General features: G+C 50.4%; 31 protein-coding genes and 1 tRNA gene. 7 read left to right on the forward strand and 25 right to left on the reverse strand.

The genetic code is table 11. The annotated features are described in order from the left end of the window. The first annotated feature begins 82 nt into the window (after positions 1–82). A tRNA-Arg gene (locus AC1RVX_RS27825) sits at positions 83–157 on the forward strand. A gap of 164 nt (positions 158–321) precedes the next feature. Then, the gene (locus AC1RVX_RS27830; RefSeq protein WP_493219842.1) at positions 322–1,338 is read left to right on the forward strand and encodes a tyrosine-type recombinase/integrase; all 1,017 of its coding nucleotides are present in this window, start codon (positions 322–324) and stop codon (positions 1,336–1,338) included. On the opposite strand, the gene AC1RVX_RS27835 is transcribed toward AC1RVX_RS27830, so the two are convergent. The 13 genes from AC1RVX_RS27835 to AC1RVX_RS27895 form a co-directional block, all read right to left on the reverse strand. Beyond that, positions 1,335–1,607 (reverse strand): hypothetical protein, encoded by a 273-nt coding sequence (locus tag AC1RVX_RS27835; RefSeq protein ID WP_423019087.1) that lies wholly within the window; start codon positions 1,605–1,607, stop codon positions 1,335–1,337. The two genes, AC1RVX_RS27830 and AC1RVX_RS27835, sit on opposite strands and share 4 nt — an antisense overlap. Before the next feature lie 274 nt (positions 1,608–1,881). Then, positions 1,882–2,037, reverse strand: a complete 156-nt coding sequence (locus tag AC1RVX_RS27840) for a hypothetical protein (protein WP_422973902.1) — start codon at positions 2,035–2,037, stop codon at positions 1,882–1,884. Next, positions 2,034–2,180 (reverse strand): hypothetical protein, encoded by a 147-nt coding sequence (locus AC1RVX_RS27845; protein ID WP_493219843.1) that lies wholly within the window; start codon positions 2,178–2,180, stop codon positions 2,034–2,036. The genes AC1RVX_RS27840 and AC1RVX_RS27845 overlap by 4 nt, the downstream gene beginning before the upstream one ends. Positions 2,181–2,198: 18 nt before the next feature. Beyond that, the gene (locus tag AC1RVX_RS27850; protein ID WP_493219844.1) at positions 2,199–4,877 is read right to left on the reverse strand and encodes a toprim domain-containing protein; all 2,679 of its coding nucleotides are present in this window, start codon (positions 4,875–4,877) and stop codon (positions 2,199–2,201) included. Continuing rightward, positions 4,877–5,122, reverse strand: coding sequence for a hypothetical protein (locus AC1RVX_RS27855; protein ID WP_493219845.1), 246 nt, complete (start codon positions 5,120–5,122; stop codon positions 4,877–4,879). The genes AC1RVX_RS27850 and AC1RVX_RS27855 overlap by 1 nt, the downstream gene beginning before the upstream one ends. A gap of 5 nt (positions 5,123–5,127) precedes the next feature. Then, on the reverse strand, positions 5,128–5,379 hold the full coding sequence (locus AC1RVX_RS27860) for a hypothetical protein (protein ID WP_493219846.1): 252 nt from the start codon (positions 5,377–5,379) through the stop codon (positions 5,128–5,130). Between the two features lie 16 nt (positions 5,380–5,395). Continuing rightward, the gene (locus AC1RVX_RS27865) at positions 5,396–5,587 is read right to left on the reverse strand and encodes a hypothetical protein (RefSeq protein ID WP_305257991.1); all 192 of its coding nucleotides are present in this window, start codon (positions 5,585–5,587) and stop codon (positions 5,396–5,398) included. Continuing rightward, positions 5,574–5,744: a hypothetical protein gene (locus tag AC1RVX_RS27870; protein ID WP_493219847.1), complete on the reverse strand. Its 171-nt coding sequence runs from the start codon at positions 5,742–5,744 to the stop codon at positions 5,574–5,576. Before AC1RVX_RS27870 ends, AC1RVX_RS27865 begins: the two co-directional genes overlap by 14 nt. 2 nt (positions 5,745–5,746) lie before the next feature. After that, complete coding sequence (locus tag AC1RVX_RS27875; RefSeq protein WP_493219848.1) at positions 5,747–5,902, reverse strand: hypothetical protein; 156 nt, start codon at positions 5,900–5,902, stop codon at positions 5,747–5,749. Between the two features lie 100 nt (positions 5,903–6,002). After that, a complete protein-coding gene (locus AC1RVX_RS27880; RefSeq protein ID WP_422973916.1) occupies positions 6,003–6,263 on the reverse strand; it encodes an Ogr/Delta-like zinc finger protein in 261 nt (86 codons plus the stop codon). Then, entirely contained in the window at positions 6,260–6,463 is a 204-nt protein-coding gene (locus tag AC1RVX_RS27885) for a hypothetical protein (RefSeq protein ID WP_493219849.1), read from the reverse strand. The genes AC1RVX_RS27880 and AC1RVX_RS27885 overlap by 4 nt, the downstream gene beginning before the upstream one ends. Before the next feature lie 61 nt (positions 6,464–6,524). Then, positions 6,525–6,713, reverse strand: a complete 189-nt coding sequence (locus AC1RVX_RS27890; protein ID WP_423003630.1) for a hypothetical protein — start codon at positions 6,711–6,713, stop codon at positions 6,525–6,527. Between the two features lie 22 nt (positions 6,714–6,735). Continuing rightward, a complete protein-coding gene (locus AC1RVX_RS27895; protein ID WP_493219850.1) occupies positions 6,736–6,936 on the reverse strand; it encodes a hypothetical protein in 201 nt (66 codons plus the stop codon). A gap of 78 nt (positions 6,937–7,014) precedes the next feature. On the opposite strand from AC1RVX_RS27895, the gene AC1RVX_RS27900 reads away from it, so the two are divergent. The 5 genes from AC1RVX_RS27900 to AC1RVX_RS27920 all read left to right on the forward strand — a co-directional run bounded on the left by AC1RVX_RS27900 (position 7,015) and on the right by AC1RVX_RS27920 (position 12,200). After that, complete coding sequence (locus AC1RVX_RS27900) at positions 7,015–7,437, forward strand: helix-turn-helix domain-containing protein (protein ID WP_186957112.1); 423 nt, start codon at positions 7,015–7,017, stop codon at positions 7,435–7,437. A 50-nt stretch (positions 7,438–7,487) separates the two neighbouring features. Further along, positions 7,488–8,165 carry a hypothetical protein gene (locus tag AC1RVX_RS27905; RefSeq protein ID WP_493219851.1) on the forward strand — a complete coding sequence of 226 codons (678 nt, stop codon included), beginning with the start codon at positions 7,488–7,490 and terminating at the stop codon, positions 8,163–8,165. A gap of 101 nt (positions 8,166–8,266) precedes the next feature. After that, positions 8,267–9,907: an ATP-dependent nuclease gene (locus tag AC1RVX_RS27910; RefSeq protein WP_493219852.1), complete on the forward strand. Its 1,641-nt coding sequence runs from the start codon at positions 8,267–8,269 to the stop codon at positions 9,905–9,907. After that, positions 9,904–11,028: a UvrD-helicase domain-containing protein gene (locus AC1RVX_RS27915; RefSeq protein ID WP_493219853.1), complete on the forward strand. Its 1,125-nt coding sequence runs from the start codon at positions 9,904–9,906 to the stop codon at positions 11,026–11,028. Before AC1RVX_RS27910 ends, AC1RVX_RS27915 begins: the two co-directional genes overlap by 4 nt. A 149-nt stretch (positions 11,029–11,177) precedes the next feature. Next, the gene (locus AC1RVX_RS27920) at positions 11,178–12,200 is read left to right on the forward strand and encodes a DUF4365 and DUF1817 domain-containing protein (protein WP_493219854.1); all 1,023 of its coding nucleotides are present in this window, start codon (positions 11,178–11,180) and stop codon (positions 12,198–12,200) included. On the opposite strand, the gene AC1RVX_RS27925 is transcribed toward AC1RVX_RS27920, so the two are convergent. The 12 genes from AC1RVX_RS27925 to AC1RVX_RS27980 all read right to left on the reverse strand — a co-directional run bounded on the left by AC1RVX_RS27925 (position 12,190) and on the right by AC1RVX_RS27980 (position 24,557). Next, positions 12,190–13,221 (reverse strand): contractile injection system protein, VgrG/Pvc8 family, encoded by a 1,032-nt coding sequence (locus AC1RVX_RS27925; protein WP_493219855.1) that lies wholly within the window; start codon positions 13,219–13,221, stop codon positions 12,190–12,192. The two genes, AC1RVX_RS27920 and AC1RVX_RS27925, sit on opposite strands and share 11 nt — an antisense overlap. Then, positions 13,218–13,673: a phage tail protein gene (locus tag AC1RVX_RS27930; RefSeq protein WP_493219856.1), complete on the reverse strand. Its 456-nt coding sequence runs from the start codon at positions 13,671–13,673 to the stop codon at positions 13,218–13,220. Before AC1RVX_RS27930 ends, AC1RVX_RS27925 begins: the two co-directional genes overlap by 4 nt. Before the next feature lie 15 nt (positions 13,674–13,688). Beyond that, the gene (locus AC1RVX_RS27935) at positions 13,689–16,538 is read right to left on the reverse strand and encodes a phage tail tape measure protein (protein ID WP_493219857.1); all 2,850 of its coding nucleotides are present in this window, start codon (positions 16,536–16,538) and stop codon (positions 13,689–13,691) included. Between the two features lie 19 nt (positions 16,539–16,557). Then, positions 16,558–16,671, reverse strand: a complete 114-nt coding sequence (locus AC1RVX_RS27940) for a GpE family phage tail protein (RefSeq protein ID WP_493219858.1) — start codon at positions 16,669–16,671, stop codon at positions 16,558–16,560. An 8-nt stretch (positions 16,672–16,679) separates the two neighbouring features. Further along, positions 16,680–17,003 carry a phage tail assembly protein gene (locus tag AC1RVX_RS27945; protein WP_493219859.1) on the reverse strand — a complete coding sequence of 108 codons (324 nt, stop codon included), beginning with the start codon at positions 17,001–17,003 and terminating at the stop codon, positions 16,680–16,682. Positions 17,004–17,077: 74 nt separating this feature from the next. Beyond that, entirely contained in the window at positions 17,078–17,587 is a 510-nt protein-coding gene (locus AC1RVX_RS27950; protein WP_493219860.1) for a phage major tail tube protein, read from the reverse strand. 27 nt (positions 17,588–17,614) lie between these two features. Then, complete coding sequence (locus AC1RVX_RS27955; protein ID WP_493219861.1) at positions 17,615–18,790, reverse strand: phage tail sheath protein; 1,176 nt, start codon at positions 18,788–18,790, stop codon at positions 17,615–17,617. Between the two features lie 33 nt (positions 18,791–18,823). Beyond that, a complete protein-coding gene (locus AC1RVX_RS27960) occupies positions 18,824–19,489 on the reverse strand; it encodes a hypothetical protein (protein WP_493219862.1) in 666 nt (221 codons plus the stop codon). An 8-nt stretch (positions 19,490–19,497) separates the two neighbouring features. Then, the gene (locus AC1RVX_RS27965; RefSeq protein ID WP_493219863.1) at positions 19,498–20,625 is read right to left on the reverse strand and encodes a hypothetical protein; all 1,128 of its coding nucleotides are present in this window, start codon (positions 20,623–20,625) and stop codon (positions 19,498–19,500) included. Position 20,626: 1 nt separating this feature from the next. Then, positions 20,627–20,848, reverse strand: a complete 222-nt coding sequence (locus AC1RVX_RS27970) for a hypothetical protein (protein ID WP_493219864.1) — start codon at positions 20,846–20,848, stop codon at positions 20,627–20,629. 8 nt (positions 20,849–20,856) lie between these two features. Further along, the gene (locus AC1RVX_RS27975; RefSeq protein ID WP_493219865.1) at positions 20,857–24,048 is read right to left on the reverse strand and encodes a DUF4815 domain-containing protein; all 3,192 of its coding nucleotides are present in this window, start codon (positions 24,046–24,048) and stop codon (positions 20,857–20,859) included. 11 nt (positions 24,049–24,059) lie between these two features. After that, complete coding sequence (locus AC1RVX_RS27980) at positions 24,060–24,557, reverse strand: BW3TFN family phage tail fiber component (protein ID WP_493219866.1); 498 nt, start codon at positions 24,555–24,557, stop codon at positions 24,060–24,062. Between the last annotated feature and the right edge of the window lie 5 nt (positions 24,558–24,562).

Raw genomic sequence — 24,562 nt, forward strand, 5'->3', positions numbered from 1 at the left:
TCACGTGCTTAATTGATTGTTAGCCGCAGCTCAGGTAAGATGGCGGGCTGATTGAGAAATGCACAAGCATTTCTCACCGTGTCTCGCCGTAGTTCAATGGATAGAACGTATGCCTCCTAAGCGTAAGATACAGGTTCGATTCCTGTCGGCGGGACCAGGCACCTAAATGCGAATTCTCGCAAATCATCGTAAAGCCAAGCGTAGCAAGGCTCTCCAGCCGATTGGCACACTTTCAAAAACATCAAAACCCCGTAAAAAACAGTAAATTTCTGCTAGTATCTCCCCACGATTTACCCACTAATTACCCACGGGAGATAGAGTTTGGCTAGTTTTGAAAAAAGGGCTTCGGGCTGGCGTGCGCAAGTTTATGTCAAAGGCACAAGAGATTCACAAGTTTTTGCTACAAAAAGCCAGGCGATAGCGTGGGCAGCTATTCGTGAAACCGAATTACGTAATAATATTGCAACTGGTATAGTTGATGGAAAAACACTAGATCATGCATGCCGTCGATATGAAAAAGAAGTTTCTGTTCATAAACGCGGCCATGAATGGGAAGTAAAACGCCTTAACTGGATGTGTGAATATAAGATTGATGGCGTCAAACTGGGAGATAGAGAGCTGGCCCAGGTGACTGCTGATCTCTTAGGGCGCTTCCGCGATCAGCGTTTAAAAGGCACTGAAGAATGGCGGGCAGTAACCGGCGCGTCATTTAACCGGGACCTGAACTTGCTAAGTCATGTCTTACGGACTGCGGCCAGAGAATGGAAATGGATACCGGAAAGCCCGACAAAAGACGTCCGCCGGCCAAAAAATGCTTTACCACGTGACAGATTGATCAGCCAGGATGAAATTGATAGGCTTTGTGTCAACCTCGATTTTCACTTTCAGCCAGTCACTAAAAAAACACAAGCGGTCGGTGCTGCATTCATATTTGCTATTGAGACAGCGATGCGTGAATCAGAAATCTGTAGTTTGACTGCAGAAGACATTAATGGCGCTGTCGCTCATCTGCGGTTGACAAAAAATGGATCAAAGCGGGATGTACCACTGTCAAAAAAAGCGCTTGAAGTATTGTCTTGCCTACCTAAGCCAGAGTCAAAAGAGGCACCTTTATTCATGCTAACGGCCGCCAGTTTGAGTACATTATTCCGACGAGCGCGGGACCAGTGTCTGGTCGAAGGTTTAAATTTTCACGATACCCGGCATGAAGCTATAACGCGCCTGGCTAAGAAACTAAACGTTCTTGATCTGGCGCGTATGGTTGGGCACAAAGATTTGAGAATGCTGCAGATTTACTACAATGAAACAGCCGCCAATATGGCGGCTCGCTTGGATTAGGCACGGCGTTCTTGGTACTTCAATGTCCAAGCTATAACATCTGTTGCCTTATATAGTGGTTGGGCTCTGTTACCTTTGGCGGACGGCAATCTAATTGCTGGTGGGAAGTCTGGCAGACAAGCAAACCGTTCTCTAACAGATGTCACATCGCGCTTCATGTATGAAGCAATGGTGGCAATATCCCAAAGATCAATATTTAAGGGAACTGTTGGCTTGATGCGCTCTGCTACTGCTGCTGCCAGTCGTTCGATGATGTCTGCATCGCTCATGGATTATTCCTAATTTGGTTATTCATATTTACTTCGATGCTGAGAAATGCTTGTAATTTTCGTGACACTTTTGAATTCATGTCAAATTTTCACTTTGGCAAAAAACCATTGTCAGCCAATGCGCGGGCAAGCTGATTGCCTGCACTCAAGGTAAGTTCTACATCAGTAGCACCTGGCAACGTCAAGCAAAAATTTGCCAAAGAGTCAGAGCGCAAAAAGACAGCCAATGCCCGCGCCTCTGCCTCATTCATATACGATATCAGCTTAATTATCCTCATATTTCCCCCATCGATTCAGCCACAATTGCGGCTACTGTTTCAGCATCGATACCCAACAGCCGGGCAACTTCATCAAAGCGGGCCGCGTTGGCCCTGTCTGGTGCGTAGGTAATGGCGAACTCCTGCAAAATGCGATGTTTAGGCACAATCATTTTTCACCTCGCCATGGTTTCACTGTGACGCCACAGGCACCGAAAAAGTCATAGACCGCGCCAAAGACAGCGCAGGCGTCCTGGGCAATGGCGATGTATTCATACTTGCTTGTAACCGTTCTTACATAGACTTGAAAGCTCATATTTCGTCCTTTCTTTGGTTATTTTTCATTCTGGAAAATCCAGCATTTCACTGATGTGGAAGGGGTGGCCATGGGCGATTGCGTACTGCGGATCACGCTGTTGACAACCCGGTTTGTTTCTACAAATTTGCGGCGACTGCTGGTCATCAGCACCTTTTTCAGGTCGCGCAATGGCGGCACTTGCTGACGTTTCTCTGTTGCCACCTGCAGGAAGTGGTTAAGGTTGACTGCGATCAGGTTGGGGTCACGCGAATGATTCAAGATCGACATATCGCCGTTATCCAGATAATCAAATGCCTCCCAGAATTCCTGCACCAGCACATGGTCGCTGTTGATTACCTGCTGACGTTCCTCGGCCATGGTCACGATTTGGGCTTTTAATGCCGCCTGCTGCGATTCAGGTAGCTTTACCACCAGCGCCAGGGCATCAGCCAGGGCCAGCATTTGCGCATGGGTTTCTACCAGGCGAGGCATCTTGATATTCTTGTTCTGGCGCAGCTCTTTTAGGTAGATAGGCGTATTGGTACCCACCAGCTCCATGATGGCTTTCTCGCGCTTGGTCGCGGCCAGAATGAAGCCTGAAACCTGTTCCACAGACATATACTTCAGCTTGTCCGCCGCCTCTCCGGACGCGGCCGTCTGCGTTGAACGGTCAAAATACAAATGCACAATGCGTGACAAAATCGCCTCAGATGCATTTACAGGGTTGTTTTGAGAAATCACGATAGAACCCCGGAAAGGCGGCTCGTACGTCTCATTGCCACCCGTCGCCATACCACGCGCCCGCATGCTTCGGCCGTTATAGGCCGTCTTCAGCTCGTCCCAATCAAATGACTTCACATGGCTTTTGTCTTCCCCCATGCGTTCCCGGTCCGATTCAATCAACACCACCGGCAAACAAGACACTTGCCCAAAATTACGCGCCCGCGCAGCCAGGCTAGACTTGGCCGGGTCGAAGCCCTCATACCCGTTACGGCCAAACAATTTCCAAAGAAATTCAATCAAGGTTGATTTACCGGCCCCAGCTTCGCCCACTACCTCAAGGAAAGGGTAAGACGATTGTTTAGACCTGATCTGCTCCGCAAACAGTGATCCAAACCAGAAAGTAAGCGCCACCAGCCCCTTGGCACCAAAGGCCGTCCAGATCAGGTCAAGCCAGTCTGTACGGTATTCATGACGGTCGCGGTTAATAGTCAGATTTACAGACTTATTCAAAGACTTGATCGACAGCTTGCCAATATCAAAGAAATCCTCGCTGTTCACCTCATTCAACACGCCGTCTTTCATCGCCACATCACCCAGCACAAAACAGCCATGCTCAAGGCTGTAGCCTATGTAGTCGATGGTATCCACGCGCTTGATGTTGTAAAGCTGGTCCGCAAGAATCCGCTTTAACTGGTTGCTGCTGCCGTTATACATAGCGCCCCCAGCCATACCCAGCAAGCGCTTATTAAACTCCGCAGAGCATGCTATTTGAGATGCAGTAAACGTGTTCTTCACCGGTTTGCCGTCATGCGGGAATGACACACGGAAGTAGTACCAGCTCTCGTTAGTGATCAGGTTTTCCTGAAAATACAAAGCCTTTGGCAAGCAATTGGCTATTTCATAGACCGTGCTCGATGTCACCAGCGCCTGGTCGCGCAAGGCATATTCAGACAAGGTTTTTGAATCTTCGCTGTTGTCCTGCTGCTCCCTGGCCTTGTTATAGCGTTCCAGATCGAGGCGAAACCAGAACAAGCGGTTACCAAAATCAAAATAGAACTCCGTCTGGCCACCGTCATGCTTGTAGCGCAGCAAAGCTTTTTCCTCCGGGGATTTCGCCAGCAGCAAGTCACCGTGATAACGGTATTCTTCGATATCTTTTTCAGACAGTGCATCACGCTGGTGGGCATCATTCCAGTCCAGCTTGTTCTTGCCGTCCTGCGGTATCTGTGCCGCGACACATTCCCAGCCTGCAGCCCTGGCTTTGTCTACATGCTTCTTGGTATAGCTGCGCCCAGCATTGTCGCCGTCCAGCGCCCATACCAGTCTGCAATCCATGTTGCCACGCGAGGCGGCCAGGTTACGCAAGGCCTCCTCTGGGTAGTTATTGCAACTACCCAGGGCAACTGCCGGGATATCATGGTGCATCAGCGCCAGCGCATCAAAAACGCCTTCTACCAGCCATATTTCCGCTTTATCCTGAATCACAACCGGGTCAGGCTTCCACCACTGGCCGTAATACTTGGAGCCATATTTGAAGTGCGCCTTCTTTTTACCAAAGCGGTAAGGCTGATCGATGATCCTTTCCCAATAGCCATTCCCAAAAGGAAAGCGCACCGTGGCGCTGCCAATCTTTAACTCCTGGTCAAAGTAATACTCTTGCGTATACATGCCCTGAACCTTCGCCAGCACAAAGCCCCGGCCATGCTGCATATACGCATCGGCCGCTGCGTTTGGGTTTGGCTTGTCAGGTGTGGGCTTGTAACGCTCAGACCAGTTATCAAACAGATCCGGGTACAGGTCTTTGACGTGTCTGGTTTCACCGCAATTGTTCAGACGGCCACAGCGAATCACCCAAGGGTGTTCTGCATTGATGTACAGTTCTTTTTTCTGGCAGGCCGGGCAGATGCCACCGCGCAGCATGCCGTTTTGCTCTGGCTTGAACTTGAACTCGGCCAGGCGCTGCAAGATTTCGTGACGGAGCGAGTCATCCATTACACGCCCGCCTTGCTGTTCGCTGATTCAATATCAATGATTGCGTGCTTGATACTGTGCTTCAGCATGCACAAGCCGCCCCAGATTTCTTCATGCTCTGGCTTGCTTGAATCAAGTTCCTTTGACTCGCTGTCAAGGTAATCTCTTAAAGCGTACAACTCGCTGGGATACAGCATCGTCATCATCTTGATGATGGGCTGGCGGTCGCGCTCAGGCAGGTTTAAGGTGTTGGATGTAGTGTTCATTTCATTCAATCAAAGTCACCGCTTGCACGGCGTTTAAAATCGGTTACGGGGTGCTTGCCTGGCTTGGACTGGCCTGGCGGTTTTGCTGCTGGGGTTGGCTTATCAAACAAATGCGCCGGCACACGGCCGCGCCAGCAGTGCGCCACCATCGCCAGGCTGTGGCGCATCAAGGGTGGCAACTGCTCAAATGGCAGCGTGATGCGCAGGGCGGCGTGTACCTTGCGCAGTTCGTCGTCTGTGGTCGCTGGAATAGTCATGATTTTTTGTGACGCGTCACGTTAATTTGTGCTGTTCTTCAATCAGCAACTGGCGGCCTTCCTGCAGCAGCCGCACATTGCGTGAATATTCCTGCTCGGCTTCCACGTCCCCCAAACGCTCTGCAATGCCCTGCAGGCGTTCGTTTTCTGTGACGCCCAGGCTGATAGCGCCCATCAGGGCCACGTACACTTGATTAGGCAATCTCATGACGCTGCCCCCTGAGAAAGTTGAATTTCTGTTCCCGCTGACGGTCGCGGTATTCCTTGGCGCGCTGGGCTGCAGTCTTGGCATTTGGCTTGCGAGGGCGGCCCCGGCCAGGCTTGTTAAAAATGTCGCGGGTAAAATCATCACCATGCTGTTTCATGATCACCACTCCCCAGCCATGCCGCCTAAGTCGTGGATCATTTCGCCGATAAGCGCCTGGCTATAAAAGCGGCATATCTGCGGGCCGTGATTTAAAGCCTTCAGCTCCTTGCGTATGGCTCTGGCAAGGACAAAACGGGATGCAAATGTCAAACGCATGATCACCTCCAAAAGTAAAGGGCAAAAAAAGTCCCTCACGCCTGAAAACAGGCATGTTGGCTACTGCAATAGTGGTTAAATTGGTTCCGCTAGATCAGCGTCACCCGACGGATAAATTCAGCGATAGCTGATTCAAGGCTGACTGTCGCGCATGCCTTGAAATTGGAATCCTGACCTTGTAGTCAGGCGTGGCAGACAAAGACAAGGTGCGTAATACCTCCAGGCCTGCGACAAACACATGTCCGCATTCCTCGTTATTACAGCGGTAAGTGATTTCCTTCAGCATGGGCGACATAGTGCGGCTTTTAATGGCCCGCACACGCTGTGCGCAATGAGGGCAAGGCATACCAATTACTCTCATTCCGTGGTCCTTTCTAAATCTTCAAGCGATACTAAATTCATTGCACGACCACGTCCGGTCATTGCCTTCATGCTCTGGCGTATAAAGCGCTTTGCCAGAAATTGGGCTGTTTCCTCAAGACTACTAAGCCCCCACTGGACGCGCATTCCTTCAAGCATTTCTAATTCGTCGTCCGTGAAATTGGCATTTAATGAGGGCATGTTCTTGTTTTCGTCAACTTAAGAGTGCTTAAGAGTGGCTAATCAGTGTCTGTCAAAGTTTTTACTTTGCCGATAACATTTGCTTGCAATTTTGGTTAAGCAAAGCAGCTTCGCGTAGCACCAGCTCACGCAAAAAAACAGATGGCTGTTCGCCCTGATAAGCCGCCATGGCGTTGATCAGCTCGAACTCGTAATCATCAAAACGAAGCATCAGCTTGTTTGCCTTGATGCGTTTTTTGTCTGCATACATGGTCGTATCCTGTTTGGGCTGGTTACTTGGACGAAAGCTGGCGTACATATTCCTTCAGGCCAAGCAGGTATGTAACGCGCAGGAAAGAAGCAACTGAGCGTTGCTCGGCCAGGGCATAAGCTGCAGCCTGGTCGTATTCCTCTTTAGAGAGACTGATTGGGGTGCGGATTGCCCCTTTTATTTGGGCGGCGCGACGGAATGATGTGTGAGTGTCAAGAGACATGATGTATCATTGTGTTACGTTAGTGGTAACGTGATAATAGTACGATAAATCGTACTTGTCAATTTAATTTGATTGAATATGAGTACATTTGGGGCAAGGCTAAAAGAAGAGCGCAAGCGGGTTGGAATGAATCAAACCGAATTTGCTGCGGTGGGCGGTGTGCTGAAGGGCGCGCAAGTAAATTACGAGCAAGATGACAGGCTGCCAAACGCAGAGTACCTCACCTTGATATCAGAGCTTGGTGTGGACGTTATGTATTTACTGAAAGGATCAAGAGTTGCCGCCAGCTTGGACGCGATTGAAAGCGATCTTTTGTCAGGCTTTAGGAAACTAGATCAACGTGGGAAAGCAGGTGTGCTGGCACTGATTGCCGGAATGGCTCCGGCAGAACCCAAAGCAAAAAATATTATCCATGGCAGCATTGGCCAGGTGATTGAAGGAAACCTGACGCTGGAGTCACAATCTTTTTCGGTCGGAACCAAAAAAAATAAAGTCAAATAGATGGTTTTGCTGATGTAGTAGTTGTCACAGCAGGTGTATGAAAAAAGAATATGACAGAAAAAAATGAAATTAAGGGTGATGTAGGTCAGATCGTCATGGGTGATTCAAATGTTGGTACATCACTCAACAATGTAGTGAATCTAAACATGGTCGGTGATGAAGAAAAAAATCTCACCTGGTTGCAGCGCAATGAGATCACCCAGAAGGTTAAAAAACTTTCTTCCGTATCTGGCCTGAGCGCATTAAAGATTTACCGGGAATTGCTCAATAAGTTTGGTGCGGACAAAATGGATAATTTCCCGCGCAACAAATTCAACGAAGCTTGCGCGCATATAGAAACAAAGTTGGCTGAATTTGAAGATGAGAATTTAGAACAGGATATGCCAGACGATCATCAGTCTACGCTGATTCAAGAAGTCCCCTGCAAAAACTGCCAGGAAAACAGCGTACTACTTAAAAAAACAAATTTCAAATTGCATGTGCTGTTTGTCTTGATGGTGTTGATGATGATTACAGAAGCGGTTTTCTTAATGGCCGCATCACCTGCAAAAGCAAGTCAAGAGAGATTAACAATTGACAGGCCTATAGAACAGAGCTGCCACTTTGATGGAAAGATTCACTCAATAGGAAGCACAGTAAGAATGGCCGATGGAATTATACGGCAATGCATGGACGCACCTGGCGATGCGCCGTCTTATTGGGAAATACCACAAAAAATTAAGCACTAAATTTTTTGATAAAGCTACATATCGCATTTATTTATATTCGATTCATTTGGGTTGCTGTTTTAACGATGAACTTTCAAGAATAAATCTGAAAGAGGTTCAATGTGATCATAAATAAAGTGGTAATTCAGAATTTTAAAGGTTTTAAAGATCGCTTTACGTTAGATCTTAGCTCAGGCCTGAATATTATTGTTGGAGATAATGAGGCCGGGAAATCGACAATACTTGAAGCAATAAATTTAGCTTTGTCCGGTATGCTTGGCGGCCGCTATATTCGAAACGAAATAAATCAATATATTTTTAACGAGTCATCTGTTAACGAATACATTCAGAGCTTAAGTACTAGAAGAAAATTACCGCCACCTGCAATTCTCATTGAACTGTATTTTAAAGAATGTGATGAATTGGCGTTTTTTTTAGGTGATGATAATTCTGAAAGGCAACCGCACACAGGCATTTATCTGACAATAAAGTTTGATGAAGACTGGAGTGCCCAATATGTAGCTTTAGTCAAAACAGGTTCAGTAAGGACTCTTCCGATTGAATATTATCGTGTTTCTTGGAGAAGTTTTTCAAGAAAAGAGCTTTCATCTAGGACAATACCGTTAAAAGCTGCATTTATTGATTCATCATCTACCCGTTTTCAAAATGGTTCTGATGTCTATATAAGTAAAATCGCAAAAGAATTACTTTCTGACGAAGAAGCCGTCAACGTGTCCCAAGCCCACCGGCAAATGAAAGAGCATTTCATGGACGCAGTCGGAATTAAAGCGATCAATAAAAAAATATCTTCCGCATGCGTGATTTCAGAAAAGACAGTTTCTATCTCAGTCGAGCTATCTTCAAGCAATGCTTGGGAAAGTGGTTTAACTACGTATCTGGACAATATTCCATTTCATTTTGTAGGTAAAGGCGAGCAATGCATTGTCAAAACTAATTTAGCTCTTTCTCACGACAAAACAAACGAAGCAAATGTTTTACTAATTGAAGAGCCAGAAAACCATCTTTCACATTCAAAACTAAACAAGTTAATTAAAAAGATAAAAGGCAGTTGTAGCAGTAAGCAAATTGTCATGACTACTCATAGCAGCTTCGTTGCAAATAAGTTGGGTCTTGACGCTTTAATTTTTCTCGATAAGAAAAAAACCGTAAAACTTTCTCATCTTGATCCAGAAACAAACGTATTTTTTGAAAAAATTTCTGGCTATGACACTTTAAGACTTGTGCTTTCCAAAAAAACTATTTTGGTTGAAGGTGACTCTGACGAGCTTATTGTTCAAAAAGCATACATGCAAATGAATTCTGGTCGGTTGCCGATTGAGGACGAGATTGAAGTAATTTCTGTAGGAACGTCGTTTGTTCGATTTCTTGAATTAGCTGATCTATTAGAAAAACCAGTTTGTGTTGTGACTGACAATGACGGCAAGATTTCCGCGCTTGAAGAAAAATACAAAAACTATTTGGGAGAAAATTCAAAAAAACATATCAAAATTTGCTTTGAACGCGAAATAAATAAAGGCGATCTTCAGATAGGGACGAAAAAATTCAACTACAACACACTTGAACCTGTTTTGTTGCGCGAAAATAGTTTAGACATATTAAACTTAATTTTTGATACTTCAATAGAAGATGAGGATGGAATGCATTCATATATGCGTTCCAATAAAACAGATTGTGCTCTGAAAATATTTCAGTCTGATGTTGTGATTAAAATGCCCGCATACATTAGTGACGCAATAAAATGAACAAGGTTATTATCGCATCCGCTGGATCTGGTAAGACGCATCAAATTGTAATCGATGCTATCGAGAAAGCGAGAAGCGGTAGTTCTGTTTTGATTACGACTTACACAAACGCGTGTGAACTTGAAATAAAAAATAAAATAATTCAAATTCTAGGCTATATCCCTGAAAAAATATTTGTTCAAACTTGGTTCTCGTTTTTGATTGAACATGGCGTAAAGCCATTACAAGGGAATTTGTTTAATTTTGATATTAAGGGAATGGAGTTGGTTTCTGGAAAGTCAGGTCTTCGTTTTATCGGTGAAGACGGAAAGCCAAGATATTGGGGTGAAAAAAGTTTTAAGAATTTCTATTTCAACCAGAATAATGAAGTCTATTCTGACAAATTACCTTTGTTGGTAATTCGTTGCAATGAAGGATCTTGTGGGCTAGTTTTTGAAAGAATTTCAAAATGCTTTCAACATATCTTTGTTGATGAAGTACAAGACTTAGCTGGTTATGATTTGTATGTTTTAGAACAAATTTTTAATTCAACATCAGCAGTAACACTTGTTGGTGATCCAAGGCAGGCGACATACTCTACCCATAAGTCAAAAAAATATGAGAAGTATGCGAAATCAATGATTTTCGATTTTTTTAATGAACATCGTGACAGTTTTCGTTTGGACATAGATTCAACGTCTTTAACAAAAAATTATCGCTGTAACGACTTAATCTGCAATTTTTCAAATTCAATTTATCCTATTCTTCCTCGCGCAGAATCTGGCAATTATGAAACGACGGACCATGATGGCGTTTTTGTTATCGACTCTCTTGACGCAGAAAAATATCTCTTAAAATTTAACCCCATTCAGTTGCAAGAAAATAAGAATGCAAAATCTAATCCTCATTTTCAGAGAATGAATTTTGGAAAATCGAAAGGCCTTACTTTTGATCGTGTATTGATATTGCCGTCGGGTCCTATGATAGATTGGTTGGTCAAAGATAAGAAAATGGAGGCAGCCGCGATGGCTAAATTTTATATTGCGATTACAAGAGCTAGATTTAGTGTAGCCATAATATTGGAAACAAAATTTCTTTCAAAAGTAAAGAATGTTCCTGTGTTCAGCATCACTGAAGTATAGAAATAATTACGTTTTTGGATTCAAATATTTATCTAAGAAAAAGCCAAGTTACACAGTATTTTTAAAATGGTTATTTTAAAGATGTATAGATATGCGCTCCTAAATTTGTATATCCTTGTATGTACCTTTTAGAATTGAAAGTGTGTGCCATGAGCAAAGGATTTCCTAGTTATAGTAAAGCAGCACAAAAAGGCGAGCAAGGTGTCGACTTGGTTTCGCGTGTAATTCATGAAGAGTATGGGTGGCTTTTTAAAAGAAACCACCAAGAGCATGATTTCGGCATAGACGCTCAAATAGAAATCATACTCGAAGATGGAACTGTGACCGGGCAGATGATTGCTGTACAAATCAAGTACGGTAAGTCTTTTTTTCAGGAAAAAAATCAGTGGGGATATGTATATCGCGGGGAACTCCGCCACTTCAATTATTTAGCAAATTACCCCGTCCCCGTTTTAATTACTATTTGTAATCCAGTTTCAAAAGATATTTATTGGGTTGCGTTCGATCCGACTGTCACGTCAAGAGCAGGGGAAAATTGGAAAATTACAATTCCCTTCGAGAACAAGCTTAGTGGAGCAAAGAGTTCTATTTCAGAACTATTGCCGCCGCCTTCAGATATTCTTGATGAAGTCCAACATTATTGGGCTATTAATGAAGTATTAGTAACTAGAGAGTATTTCCATTTCGTTATTGATCAAATTGAAATACGCGCTAATGATTTGACGCGAATTAGAAGCTTTTTTGACAGAATTCGAAGTACAAAGGAAATTGCCGCGCATTGCCAGGGCAAAGTTGAAATTAGTTTTCATGGTTATGAAAATGATGTCCGAGAGCTTTACGAAATTTCTGAAGTACGCGAATATGTTCCAAAGTTATTAGAAGCACTTCCAGAGTTATTTTTCTTTGTTTACACTGGTGAGCATGCATTTACTCTTAGAACGTTGGCGCTCTGCATAGCAGATATAGAAATCAGGTCCAGAGAGCCAGTGGGGAAAAATAGGATTCAGATAGATTTTTCTACAGAAGAAATTGGTAAACTGCTAGAAAGTCACTTCCCTGGGCTTAACGAAATGACTGATTGGATTAATTTGCCAGATGACGAAAGTGAGCGTATTTCAAACGCAATAACAAAGCTATTTTGGACTGACGTATTGGGGCAAGTTATTCAATAGTTTGTAGTTCATTTTCTTCTTCCCGTTCCTTCTTTGTTTCCATCTCCAAAGTGGTCGTAAAACCCTGTGCACTGAGATTGTGCGTTGTTTTGACGATGATCCAGTCTGTATCCCCGATAGGTGTTTTTAAGCTGGAGATGCGTACACCCATCATGGGGGTAATATCTGGCCTGCCCAGGGCCAGGGTAAATTGCAAGCTTGCCTTGCCACGCTTTACCCGGTTCATTTCTGCTTTTGCTGCTTGTTCTGCCGCCTCTTGATTGGGATAGGTGTGGCGCAAGCGTTTTGGGTTGTCATCTTCGCCTATCAGTTCGCTTTTTTCCTTCGCATCGTTGGGGTCGTGCCATTGGGCACGCACGCCACTGTAGGCGTCGCGGCTGGCGGTGTGGTAACGGTGTTTGTCGCCGTCGCGACGTTCCAGGGTGATGGTGGGGAGGCTTTCGCCTTTACTATTGCTACCCTCATCAATACGCAAAAACAGCAAGCTGTCTTTTTTCACGGTGGCGACGGCATCAAAGCGTTTGCCCAGCCGGTTTAAAAAATTAATGTCTGACTCATTGGTCTGGTCTATGTGGTCGATGACTTTGCATTGCAGGCTTTGGCTTACCTTGGGTGTTAAGCCATTGTCCTTGGCAATTTGGCCGACAATATCGGCCACGGTTTTTTTGTCAAAGCTGCGATCTTTGCGGGTACGTACTGGCTTTGCCATCTCGGCACTGCGGGCGCGCAGGACCAGCATGTCTGGCGCGCCTTCGTGTTCCACCTCATCCACAACGAAAGTGCCTTTGTCCACCATGCCAGCGCCATTGCCACCACTGTGCCAGCCCAGCTGCAAAGTGATCTTGACGCCTTTGCGCGGTATCGCCACGCGGCCGTCGCTGTCGTCTATTGTGATGTTCAATTCATCAACGGCGTTTTCTCTGGCCTCGGTCAGTGTCAGGCTCACCAGGCGCGGATAGATTTTGCTGGTAATGTCCTGGCCGTCCAGGGTGATGGCAAAGGCCGGTTTGTTGTGGCTCATTCTAAATCTACCTCTTCCCATTCGATAAGGTCATCACCCAGATCCGGGCCGCCGGTGTGCGGGTCTACCTGGTCGCCCAGGTCAACACGCTTTAAGCTGATAGAAAAATCTATCCTCTGCGGCATACCATCATCCAAAAAGGTGTTTTTGCCCTTGGTCAAGTTGGGGATCAGAAATTGCCCATAAATTCGCCCGGTTCCTTCCACCAGCACATAGGCGTCACCAGCGTCCCCCATTTCTTCCAGGTCATCCAAAGATGCCGGGTCACCGGCAAAGGCGGGTGCCATCCAGCCGGACAAGGTGATGGTGTTATCACCTGGGCCAAGGTACTGGTGCGCGTCACGTTCGCCCACGCGGCTGGTGTTGGGGTGCTTCCATTCAATCTGTTGCTGGAATTCCTGATACGCGGCCGTGGACAGACTGAATACAAACTGGCCTAAACTCATCATCATGGTGCTGTGTCCTCTTTATGATTCATCATAGTCATGCATGGCAGAACGGCGTTGCTGTGCCTGCTGGCGCTCGCGCCTGTCCAGCTCGGCCGCCACGGCTTTGGCAATTGCTTGCGGGTCTGCGCCTGCAGGCGTGTTAATCACGATGCTGATATTGCTTGGTACTGTCTGCAGGTTGCCGCCTGCGCTGGCCGCGTTGCTGCCAGGTGCCTGCACTGGTGGCCTGCGGTCAAATTGCAGGGGTGCTGCCTGGCGTGGTTGCTCGATGGTCAGCGGCGCTATCTGGGGTAACAGCGGCGCGCCTGGCATGGCATAGGCGGGCTGCTGCAGGGCAATGGCGGGCGACATGGCAGCCGCCAGGGTGATGCCCGCGCCTATGGTCTTCATTTGGTTGGTGACGCCTTGCAGCTTGTCCAGCGGCATGGTGGAACCGTTGGCAATGCCGTTTGCCAGGCCTTGCATGCTGAATACGCCCAGCTCGGTAAACACCACGCTGGGGCTGTGTATGCCTAATTTCTCTTTGAACCAGGACACAACGTTATCCGCCATGCTGCTGATGGTGTCGCGCACCGTTGTGGCCGCGCTGGTGATGCCGTTCACCAGGCCTTGCATCATGAAGCTGCCAAACTCGGTGAACTTGGCAGGTATCTCAAGGCCGAAGTAACCCAGCACACCAGCAAGCGCACGATGGAACAGGCCTAAAGGGCTCCAGTTCAGTATCAGGGCAGCCACGCTGCCTATGCCACCGTTAAAGGCTTGCTTGACCTCAGACCATACACCCATAAAGAAGGCACTCACTTTATCCCAATTGCGGTAAATCAGGTATGCCGCTGCAGCAATGGCAGTGATTGCCAGACCTATTGGGTTCATGAGCAAGAAGCGGCCAGCGATCAGGAACACACGGCCCAGCCACATCACGGCGCTGCCTGCCATGCGCAAGGCAGGTAGCAGGCCACGCAACCAGCCACCTACGCGGGCAATGAAGGGGCCAATACGGGCAAACGCTAGGCCGAGCCGGGCAAAGATGCGCGATAACAGGCCGCCACGTATACCCAGCATGAACATACCAAAGCGCAGCATGGCAAATGGGGCCAGCACTGAGCCGATGACAATCAGCAAGCCGCCCAGCGCCGTGGTGAGCAGCGCCAAACCTCCCACGCCTAAAACTAAGCCTTTGCTGACGGTCGGGTACTCTTTTGCCAGGTTGACGACCGCTTCTAGCTTGTCTGCGATAAATTCCAGCCCTCGCGCATACAGGGGCATGATTTTATTGCCTATCTCCAGTTGCAGGTCACGCAGTTTCTTTAATGCGGCAATTTCCCGGCCTTTGGCGGTATCTTTGGCAAGTCCCACGCCAGTATCAATATCGGCGGCGCGTTCGTTGTTGTGGGCATTCTTTTTAATCTGCGCCATCTGGTTGACCACAGTGGCATACAGGCCTGAGCCGGTGCGGTTGGTCATGATGGTGCCGATAGTGTCTTCTATCTGTGATTTTTCTGTGATGCCGTGCGCGGCCAGCTTGGGCAATAAAACCTTTTCTATCCATTCGAAGGGGTTGGCTTTGAACAATTCACCCTCGACCAGGGCTTTTTCTTTCACCTCGTTGACGTTCCCCACTTTGTCATAGATGACTTTGTTTTTATCTACCAGGCCCAGGCGCATAAGTTCAGACGCGGCGCGGTTGGTAGTTTTGCCCTGGTACAGATTCTGGTACGCAGACTGCAGCGCAGTACCAACACGATGGCCGCCCATTTCTTGTATCAGTGGTTCCATCTGGTAGAAAAAGGCTTTATCGTCCAGCGCCTTGGCAGCCAGGCCGCCAGTTTTGATAAAGTTAAGCCACTCGCCGGAACCCACGCGGCCACCAGTGGCCGCAATGACCTTTTGCACCATATTGGCTTCATGCTCGAATCGCTCTTTGCTGGCAAGGCCGCCACGCAGCTCGATGACTTTCAGCATGTCCATAAAAGCTTCATTCTTTTGTGACGCTTCGCCTTCGCTGTAGAGGGTTTCGTTCAGAAACTTCATTTTTGCCAGCAAGGGAGTCACCATTTCAGCATGGTGCAGGTCACCAAAGACAGACAGCGAATCACGCATCAGTTCAAGATTTTCTGTCTGGCTGGTGCCGTAGGTTTTCATCTCGGCGGCATATTTGATGGCCTCATTGGAATCATGAGCACCCAGCCCTAAGCCTCTGAGGCGTTGGGCCTCAGATTCATAGTGCTTGGATTCGTTCACACCTTTGATCAGCGGCACACTCATGGCTGCGCCTGTCATGGTCATACCCATGCCGGTAGAAACCATATTGCTGGCGGTGGTGCGGGTTTTTTCCATGCGTTGCTTGGCGGCTGATACTTGTTCATGCCGTCTTGCAAGCTCAGTCAATCGGCGCTGTTGTTCTGCTATCTGCGCATTGGTGGCGGCCATGCTATTGCGCAGGCTGCGTTCATGCCCGCTTAAATTGCTGGTGCTGACGCCTGCAGCGTGCAGCTTGTCGCGCAGCACCTGTAATTGCTGGCTTTCTCGCTGGTGCTGTTCTTTGATCAGCCTGGCGGCCTTGGTGGCGCGGTCAAATTCCCGCGTCATAGTGCGCGTGGGGATTTGGGTAGCGGCCATCTGTTCGGCCAGCTCTTTGACTTTATGGCGAGCAGCATCGAGCCGCCCGCCAGTTTCGCGCAAGCCTGCATGCATTTGCCGGAAGCCGGAAATATGCTTTTGCTGTGTGTCCAGGTCTTTGAGTTTGTCGCGCAGGGCTTTTAAGGCCTTGCCGCTCGCCGACGACTGGCCCATGATGTGCTTCAAGGGGGCGGTTACCCGCTCTATCATGTTGAAGACTACATGTAACTTTAAATCGCGTTCTGACATCGCGTAACCGCTCCCTTGTTTACTCTGCTGTGTTTCTCACTCTGGCACGTTCTCGCCAGTCCATCAGTTCGACCAAGCTAAAGTCATCCATGGCAGACGGCGGCCAGTGGAAGACAATAGCCAGGTCTGCCATCGCGTCTTCTACTCTTTCTGGAATGCCATGCGGTCCGCTTTCTTGACCAAAAAAAGCGATACCTCTGAGCCGATTTCTACCAGGTCAGCCACATCCAGATTAGCGACATCCTGCGCCGTCAAAATAGGGTTGGTGATGCGTGGTAACACTTGCTGCAGGGCTGCGACGTTCATCTGGCCCAGCTCGACCAGCGACACACCGCGCAGCTCGCCTGCCTTGGGCTTGCGCAGGGTGATGCTGGTGATGACGGTGTCGCCGCGCTTGATCGGTTCGTCCAGGGTGATGGTTTTGCTGTTGATGACGATTACTTCATTGTTGTTTGCTGTTGTCATGGTGATACTTTCTTAAGTTGTGCTTAACTTCAATTAAGCATTGTTTAATATGTTGCGTTTTTGATGGCTTGGCATTACATGCCGATAGCAGCGCGCAGCTCGGCGCGGCGATCAATGCCGCCGACTATTTCAACACCGTTGATAAAGTCGATTTCGATAATGTCCTGGCCGTTGATAATCAGCTTGTAATAGCTGCAGGTGGTTTTGTATTTCTGGTCGCTCTTGTCGGCCATCTTGGCGCTGCCCATTTCGATTTCTTTATGGCGGCCTCGTACGACAATTTCCACGGCGGTGACTTCTGCGGTGTCATCGTTCTGGTAAGCACCGGCAAAGCGCAATTGCACGGCGTTGTGAGTGACGGCACCATATTGCAACAGCGCGTCCACCAGCAAGCCGCCCGCAGTCCAGTCGAGTTCAATTTTTTCTGTGTGGTAGTCCACTTCGATAGGGCCGGACATGCCGCCCGCGATGTACTCTTCCATCTTGCGGCTTAGTTTGGGCAAGGTCAGCTCAGGCACCAGGCCCAAATAATTCGCGCCGTCATTGAACAGATTAAAGTCTTTCAGTTTGCTGGGTAATCCCATGGTGTACTCCTTCTATTAAGTCTGGGTTTAAGTCGTGATTTGCTTGGCAAAGTCAGCCAGGTATTTGTCTGTAATTCGCTGCTGCAATACCAGGTCTTCGACTGGTGGTACTGGCGTGTAGTCGTAGTCAATGACCAATGAGCCGATTTTGAGACTGTCCTTGCTGTTAGCTGCAGCATCGAACCAGGCTTTGCCGTCAATAATCAGCCCGGCTGTTTTAAGTGCGCGGAATTTGGCATTGATGGATTCAATCAGGTCACGCACTAAGGACGGGTGCATGGGCTTGTCCACGTAGGTGAAATGCACCTCGGCTATGGTATCGGCCAGCACTTGCGCGGTGCGGGTGTAGTTCTCGAAGAAAAAGAATTCTGCTTCCTCGGCCGTGCGGCTGCCCCAGAAGCGGTAGCCGGTTTTGTTAATCAGGGTGGTGACGCCCGCAGCATTGAGCACACCGGCATCTGTGGCCGACGATTGCAGATCCCAGAACACGTCCCGCGCTATGCCTGTGGGGCCGTTCACCACGACATTGGATAAAGACTTGTGCCAGCCTATATCGTTATCAATCTTGGCACGCAGGCCCAGCGCATAGGCGACGGCCGGTATCGATGCGCTTGCATTGGCCGCAGTATCAAAGTGCACAAAGTCCGGCCAGATAATCATGACCTCGCGCTGGCCGAAGTGCTGGCGGTACGCAATCGCTGCTTCCTTGGTCTGTGCGCCCCAGGCGCTGGCATACACAAAGGCGCGCAACTTTTGGGCGACGGCGGCCAGCTCGGTGGTGACGGCTTGCGTATCGAGGCCAGGCGCGCCCAGAATGCGCGGCTTAACACCAAGCTTAGTCTGGGCGGCCAGCAAGGCTTTAATGCCAGTGTATTGGCCGCTTGGTGTCACGGTGCCAACTACATTGGCAGTTTGTGCCGCCTCATCCACATCACTGGCAACACGCACCACGATGGTCACAGGGTTGGTTTGGAGGCTGATTGCTTCCAGCGCCTTAGAGAGCGTGCCTATGTGGCCTGCTTTTGCAAGTGCGGCGGTGACGTTGGTAATCATCACCGGCACGTTCAAAGGAAAGACTGTTGCGTCTGCATCGTCGGCCGTGGCCACCAGGCCGATGACTGCAGTAGAAACGGTACGTATTGGGCGCGTGCCTTCGTTGATTTCGATGACGCGCACGCCATGGTGGTAAGTTGTTGCGGGCATTGTGTTTGCTCCTGTGGTTGGTGAAACAAATAATTAAGCAAGGATGGCTGCAGCGCGGCCAGGCTGGATCAGCCCGGCAATTTCAAGCGCCTGCAGTCCGGGTGTGGCTTCGGCTGGCTTGATCCAGTCTGAGTTTTCCAGGCGCATCACCCAGGCCTTTAAACTGGCGTTGGCGTCTGCAGCGGCCAGAATGGCGGCGGTTTCTTCCTTGGTGAAGCGGTCGAGGAATTCGCCACGCGTCAAACGGTTGGGGGCTGGTACCGCCACGTCCACCGACCAGGTGAAGGCCTGCACAGCATTGATATCTGTCAGGGCGTTGGCGGCCAGCTCGGCGGCGTTGCTGCTGCGGCGTATGGCTTCACGCTCGGCCAGCACGATGTCGATATCACCCAGATTGCCCCAGCCAGCCGCGTCACGTTCCTGGGCGCGTTGCAGCTTCCAGTCTGTTGCGGCAATCAGCCTGGCCGCTTCGTCTTTGATTTGGCTGCAGCGGGCGGCTTTGGCGGCTACCAGGGCGCTGTCAGCGTTCAGGGTGATGGTGGTTTTCCCCTTGGATACTTTGACCAGGTAGTGAGCCAGCAATGCCGGGTTAAAGCCGTCCGGAGCTGGTACCAGGCGCACGCCTTCCCAGGCTGTCTGCTGGTCGTCGTTGGTGTAGCCGGTGATTTGGTTGGCCGTGTCGATGATTATTTGTGTCATGGTTTGCCTTAGATAACGAGATAGCCAATGCTCATGTAATAAGTGCCGCTGCTGGCTGATGTGTAGTACAACGCTCCGTTTTGACTGCCAACTTGCTTATGTGCGGTTGTCAAAGTGGGTGAACTTGCGCCGTTTGGAGTGGCGGCGTATTGGCCCGTAGTCCCGGTCAAGTAGAAATATTCAGCGCCGCTGCTGTAGGTACCTGCCATTGCCAGGGTCAGGAACTTGCCGCCAATACCTGCACTTTGTTGCGTGGTGGTGGCGTTGTAGCTGCGTTGCACCACTGTCATTTTGTTGGTAAACAGCCATTGATAAAGGGCTGTTGCGCTACCTGTCAGCGCAGTAGCAATGCCGGTGTTGCCATGCAAGGCCGTGCGTATACCAGCGTCAGCAAAGAAGGTCGTCGCCATCACCGTGCGGCCTGCAGTGATTTCGCTTGATACAAAGTTCCAGGCGTCGACCGAGGCTGTGGCATCGGCAAACAGAAACACCATGATGCTGGTCAGCTTGGTATAGAGCGCTGTCATGCCGGCAGAAGATTTGCCCAGCTCGCGCAAGGCGGTCAGGCTGGCCGCTATGGCGTCTTGTGCCGGGGTATTGGCGGCAATCGCGGCTAACCAGTTGGTTGACGCATAGATCAGCGTCATAGCGGCTTGTACGCTGGCGAATTTGTCCATAGTCGTGCGGCTGGCCGCTGTCAGCGCCAGGCAACCAGGTATCGCGGCAATGTAAGGCACCAGGTAAGCGGCTTTAGTCTGTATCCATGTCTGCATGACGCTGGATGCAAGGATGTCTGTCCATGCCAGCGTACTGCTCATGAGCTTGGGTCTTAGCAAGTCGTCCTGCAGGGCCACTTGTATGGTGCGGGCTTCATCTGTGCAGAGGCGCTGCCAGGTGCTACGGTGGCTGGCGTCTGCTAGCCAGGTGTCTATCTCTGCGCTGGTCATGGCATCAAACAGGGCCAGGGTATCGCGGCCTATCAACGGGGCGTTGATGACCTTATCTAATGCCCCGAACAAGGCACCATTAATCACCATGGCGTTGGTATTGGCTTGCGCCAGATCCACGCCTTGCAGCAAGGCACGGGCGCGGGCGATGTACTGGTCGCGGAAGTCGGCTAAGTTGGTCGAACTCATATCAGATCAATCCTGCAAAAATGAGAATAGAAAGGTCGTCAATCTGCGCTTGCAGGTTGTCAGTAGTGGCTTTGCTTGCCTTGTTAGCCAGCCCTACGTTCAGGGTTGCTACATCGTTATCAATGGCCGTGATGGTGTCACGCAGGCGCGCCACTTCTTCCGCGCCGGTGTTCTGGATGTGTGGCAGCTTGTACTGCTGGTTTTGGGTCTTTTGATCAATCATGATTTGCCTCAGATGACAATGACACGCAAATTGCGGTGGCGCGGCCGGGCTGCGGTGTTGCCTGCCAATTCCAGCTTGGCGCGCAAGCGGTCGGCCGTGACGCCGTTCAGCTCGTAGGTCAACTCATGCCAGTCGGCGGCGATATCCCGGCTGGATACAAAGGGCGCGGGTGTATAGACCGGCGCGCCTGCTGCCTCAGGTGCCACACTGACATTCAGGGTAGCGCCTGCAGGTAAATAACAATCCACCACGATGCGGGCGCGCACGTTCTGGCCTGCAGGAACCAAGGGGCTGATGTAGTTGCCCTGGTTGGCTACCGTGCCAGTCAGCAGCGTGACGCCTGGGTGCAGCACTGGCGACAGGCTGGCCGTGCCGGTGAGCTTGGCCGTGACACTGAATTGCCCGGTCATGGGTGCAGCCAGGCGCACCGGCTGGCCGTCGTCCACGTTCATGACGCTGCCACCGGGTAAGGTGATTTGATATTCAACGCGGGTCTGTGCGCTGGGTGTTTCTACCAGGCTTAACAGCATCAAGTCTGTGACGTTGACCAGGTTGGCATTGCCCAGATTGATGGTGCGCGTGGTGGCCGTAAATTCAGCGGCCAGCAAACGGAAAGCCAGGTCACGATCCTGATGCGGTGTCCAGGTAGTGGCGTTGCTCGATGACAGCAGCACGCCCACGGTATAAGGCTGGCTTGCTACCCATTGCCCCTTGTGGTCGTCATACTTGCCCAGCTCTGCAATGCTGGCCGCCGTGGTGGCATCGTCACACAAGATCACCAGCGCATAGTCCACACCGCCTGTCAGACTTACAGGGTAGTCAAAGCTGATACGGGTAGCCTGGCCGTCCACGTTAATGGCTGCGGCTGAGATGCGCGCCTGGGCAATGACTTTCTGGTTAGGGATGCCTGTGGTGGTTTCCCGTATCTGTACGGCCAGCAAAGAATTGCCCTTGGCTGTGAACCACAGGTCCAGCCCGGCTATCTGACGATCAGCGGCCAGTGTAAAAGTCTGCGCCAGCGGGTCAGCCTTCAGGAAGGTCACCCAGCCGGATGCGTGCACGGTGACAAGCTGTTTGACATCTTGAATTTCCACGCCGGTGCCGCTGTAGATTGCCACGCCAAAGCTGCCATGGCTTCCCACGAATTCAACACGCTTGCTGCCTGCTGGCACCTTGGCCGGTATCTGAAACGTGCCGGTGATGGTGCCAGGCGCTGGAGTTGCCAGATTGCCCGGTACCACGGCGACGCCATCAAAGCGCAGGCTTTGTATGGTTTCGCCCGCTTCAAAACCCTTAACGGTAAAGGCAACATTGATTTGACGGATGTATTCAGCGGCCTTGCTGGTGTGGCTGATGTCGCGTGTAATCTCGTTGGTGGTGTCGTAGGCTTCGCCGTTTTCAACGATCCACAGGCCCACGCGGCGGGTAATGTTTTCTGTGATGGTTTCAGTGGTGGGGCTGTTCCATTGGGTGTCAACATCGGTCCAGCGGTCTATTGCTGGGCTTAACGCTACATCTGAGGGCAGCGGGTCGAAAGCGTCGTAGGGGTTGATTTTCATGCTGCCGGTGCGCCATGGCTGTTCCAGCAACGTCACCGGGTTGAATGGCAAGGTTTGAGGCGCGGCCAGGCTGATAGAGAGCAAGTTAGGCTGCACAGATACCGGCAAAGTCAGCTCACCGCCGAAGATGGCGGCGGTTTGGGGCAAGCCCTGGTCGCGTACCGTATCAGATATAAACGGGTCCACCAGCAAGCCGCGCTTTGCTGTTGCATCGCGCAATTGTGTACTGGATTCAAGGCGCTGTTGTGCCACCAGCTCGGTCAAGGTATCAAGGCGTTTGCTGTAGGCGGCGAGTGTGTCCATAGGAACCACGCGTACGCTGTCTATCATTACCGTGCGCGTACCGGATCTCCAGTTTTGCAAGACAGATGCCAGCGGCAACAGATTTGCCGGAACACTGGGCGGCCTTGGGTTGCGGTCTGCCGCTACGCCTGACAGCCAGACCAGCGCACCGGCGCTATCCATGCACAGACGGTCTATACGGGGCAGCATGCGGTTATAGCTGATCAGGATAGCTGTGCCAGCCACTGCCCCGGTGATCGTGCAGCCGTCGGCATCAATGGCCGTGGCTGGCACTGTGGCAAGGTATTGGTACGTTACGTTGTAGGTGGTGCCGGGTGCAGGCTCTGCGCCTGGTAAAGACCAGTCTATTTGCTGGGCGGTGAATTTCCAGTCCACGTCCTTGGTGTAGGTGGTAGCGCCTTGTTTGACAGACAGCACAACCAGGACAGAACCATCTTCCAGCGGGTCCAGCGCACCAGTAAAGCCGCCGTGTGCCACATCTATGGTCTTTTGTGCCGTGATGGTCACATGCGTGACGTTTGCAGCCGGTGCACGATCAAAGTTCACGCGCTGCGCTGCAGGTCCGGTGGATTGGTGCGGCTCATTTTCAATAAAGCGCAGGTCTGGTGCTGCTGCATACACCAGGCGGCGGCTGGTGGGCAGTTCCACAGCAAAACCGGATACCCTGGCGCGGCCTTCGCTGACTGTATAGACCTGTTCACCGCTGGGCAAATCGTCTGCAGCGGTGACGTTCAAACCATTGACGACATACGAACCGCCAGATGAATCACGGTCATAGCGGGCCAATGCCTGGGTTACGCCATCGAGCTGGGGCGGTGGTTCTTTGCTGCGTACTGTGCCGTCTTCTACCGTATAGACAGGGTAAAAATCACCAGGCTGGCCGTCACCGGCAAAGCCCCAGGCAAGCAGCTTTTGCAGGCGGCCTGCACCGGCTTTATCAAAGCCACGGGTATTTTGTGCGCGGTTGCGTAGCGTTGGGTCTTCCAGCTCAGTAATGATGTGCGGTTGCAGGTACACGCCCACGATGACGATACCGACCACGGCAATGGTTAAAGCTGCAGGCGCTATGCCACGCACCGCGCCATCGACATACAGCGCGCCAGATTCGCAGGTAGTCGCGCCGGTGATTGCGTTGACGACGATACGGGCATCACGTATTACCGCGCCATCAGCCAGCAATACATCAGCCACGCCTTTAATGCGGGCTTGTAGCAGGCTTTGTGTCTCGTTCAGTTCGTCTGACTGGATGACATGGTCAGCGCGGTACAGCACCGTATCAAACTGCTTTGCTGCGTCGTGCCGGTTCAGGTAGCCGGGTAAGTTAATGTTTTGTTCCATGGGTGTCCTGTTCAGAATGGCAAAACGTAGCGATAGACTTGCTCAGTCGCGCCGGAACGTATCAGGCGCGGGATGTGGTCCAGCATGTACAGGCGGCCAGGTGCGGTGATTTGCGCGGGCGTGAAATAGCGTTGCCCGGCTGGCAGGCCTGCGGCCACTTCGGTGCCGACGAATAAGCCTAGCTCGCGGATGTCTTGGCCTGCGCCGTCGCCATAATCAAAGACAAATTCGACTAATACCCAGCGTGATGGCGTGTTGACGATGCGGTACAGGTCCCCGCCTGGTACCCTGATGGTGTTCGGTGCGTTAGGGTCTAACTCAGGTACCACGAATTGCTTTTGTGATGCCACGCGGCGGCCTATTTCATCCATCAGGCCAATGGCTGTGATGGGTTCAGATACGGGCGCGGCATCCCATGCGGCCAGGCCGTGGCCCCATGCCAGGTGCAGCGGGCGGTTTTTAAATTGTTCGGCCAGCTCGATGCGGCCTTGGTCTTGCAGGACTGCCATGTCAG

Source organism: Undibacterium sp. GW821-FHT11B02 (assembly GCF_058808955.1).

What these genes read in the sequence shown, in the direction of transcription:
- AC1RVX_RS27835 (WP_423019087.1), bottom strand. Translation starts at nt 1,607, where the DNA reads ATGAGCGATGCAGACATCATCGAACGACTGGCAGCAGCAGTAGCAGAG.
- AC1RVX_RS27840 (WP_422973902.1), bottom strand. Translation starts at nt 2,037, where the DNA reads ATGATTGTGCCTAAACATCGCATTTTGCAGGAGTTCGCCATTACCTAC.
- AC1RVX_RS27845 (WP_493219843.1), bottom strand. Translation starts at nt 2,180, where the DNA reads ATGAGCTTTCAAGTCTATGTAAGAACGGTTACAAGCAAGTATGAATAC.
- AC1RVX_RS27850 (WP_493219844.1), bottom strand. Translation starts at nt 4,877, where the DNA reads ATGGATGACTCGCTCCGTCACGAAATCTTGCAGCGCCTGGCCGAGTTC.
- AC1RVX_RS27855 (WP_493219845.1), bottom strand. Translation starts at nt 5,122, where the DNA reads ATGAACACTACATCCAACACCTTAAACCTGCCTGAGCGCGACCGCCAG.
- AC1RVX_RS27860 (WP_493219846.1), bottom strand. Translation starts at nt 5,379, where the DNA reads ATGACTATTCCAGCGACCACAGACGACGAACTGCGCAAGGTACACGCC.
- AC1RVX_RS27865 (WP_305257991.1), bottom strand. Translation starts at nt 5,587, where the DNA reads ATGAGATTGCCTAATCAAGTGTACGTGGCCCTGATGGGCGCTATCAGC.
- AC1RVX_RS27870 (WP_493219847.1), bottom strand. Translation starts at nt 5,744, where the DNA reads ATGAAACAGCATGGTGATGATTTTACCCGCGACATTTTTAACAAGCCT.
- AC1RVX_RS27875 (WP_493219848.1), bottom strand. Translation starts at nt 5,902, where the DNA reads ATGCGTTTGACATTTGCATCCCGTTTTGTCCTTGCCAGAGCCATACGC.
- AC1RVX_RS27880 (WP_422973916.1), bottom strand. Translation starts at nt 6,263, where the DNA reads ATGAGAGTAATTGGTATGCCTTGCCCTCATTGCGCACAGCGTGTGCGG.
- AC1RVX_RS27885 (WP_493219849.1), bottom strand. Translation starts at nt 6,463, where the DNA reads ATGCCCTCATTAAATGCCAATTTCACGGACGACGAATTAGAAATGCTT.
- AC1RVX_RS27890 (WP_423003630.1), bottom strand. Translation starts at nt 6,713, where the DNA reads ATGTATGCAGACAAAAAACGCATCAAGGCAAACAAGCTGATGCTTCGT.
- AC1RVX_RS27895 (WP_493219850.1), bottom strand. Translation starts at nt 6,936, where the DNA reads ATGTCTCTTGACACTCACACATCATTCCGTCGCGCCGCCCAAATAAAA.
- AC1RVX_RS27900 (WP_186957112.1), top strand. Translation starts at nt 7,015, where the DNA reads ATGAGTACATTTGGGGCAAGGCTAAAAGAAGAGCGCAAGCGGGTTGGA.
- AC1RVX_RS27905 (WP_493219851.1), top strand. Translation starts at nt 7,488, where the DNA reads ATGACAGAAAAAAATGAAATTAAGGGTGATGTAGGTCAGATCGTCATG.
- AC1RVX_RS27915 (WP_493219853.1), top strand. Translation starts at nt 9,904, where the DNA reads ATGAACAAGGTTATTATCGCATCCGCTGGATCTGGTAAGACGCATCAA.
- AC1RVX_RS27920 (WP_493219854.1), top strand. Translation starts at nt 11,178, where the DNA reads ATGAGCAAAGGATTTCCTAGTTATAGTAAAGCAGCACAAAAAGGCGAG.
- AC1RVX_RS27925 (WP_493219855.1), bottom strand. Translation starts at nt 13,221, where the DNA reads ATGAGCCACAACAAACCGGCCTTTGCCATCACCCTGGACGGCCAGGAC.
- AC1RVX_RS27930 (WP_493219856.1), bottom strand. Translation starts at nt 13,673, where the DNA reads ATGATGATGAGTTTAGGCCAGTTTGTATTCAGTCTGTCCACGGCCGCG.
- AC1RVX_RS27935 (WP_493219857.1), bottom strand. Translation starts at nt 16,538, where the DNA reads ATGTCAGAACGCGATTTAAAGTTACATGTAGTCTTCAACATGATAGAG.
- AC1RVX_RS27940 (WP_493219858.1), bottom strand. Translation starts at nt 16,671, where the DNA reads ATGGCAGACCTGGCTATTGTCTTCCACTGGCCGCCGTCTGCCATGGAT.
- AC1RVX_RS27945 (WP_493219859.1), bottom strand. Translation starts at nt 17,003, where the DNA reads ATGACAACAGCAAACAACAATGAAGTAATCGTCATCAACAGCAAAACC.
- AC1RVX_RS27950 (WP_493219860.1), bottom strand. Translation starts at nt 17,587, where the DNA reads ATGGGATTACCCAGCAAACTGAAAGACTTTAATCTGTTCAATGACGGC.
- AC1RVX_RS27955 (WP_493219861.1), bottom strand. Translation starts at nt 18,790, where the DNA reads ATGCCCGCAACAACTTACCACCATGGCGTGCGCGTCATCGAAATCAAC.
- AC1RVX_RS27960 (WP_493219862.1), bottom strand. Translation starts at nt 19,489, where the DNA reads ATGACACAAATAATCATCGACACGGCCAACCAAATCACCGGCTACACC.
- AC1RVX_RS27965 (WP_493219863.1), bottom strand. Translation starts at nt 20,625, where the DNA reads ATGAGTTCGACCAACTTAGCCGACTTCCGCGACCAGTACATCGCCCGC.
- AC1RVX_RS27970 (WP_493219864.1), bottom strand. Translation starts at nt 20,848, where the DNA reads ATGATTGATCAAAAGACCCAAAACCAGCAGTACAAGCTGCCACACATC.
- AC1RVX_RS27975 (WP_493219865.1), bottom strand. Translation starts at nt 24,048, where the DNA reads ATGGAACAAAACATTAACTTACCCGGCTACCTGAACCGGCACGACGCA.
- AC1RVX_RS27980 (WP_493219866.1), bottom strand. Translation starts at nt 24,557, where the DNA reads ATGGCAGTCCTGCAAGACCAAGGCCGCATCGAGCTGGCCGAACAATTT.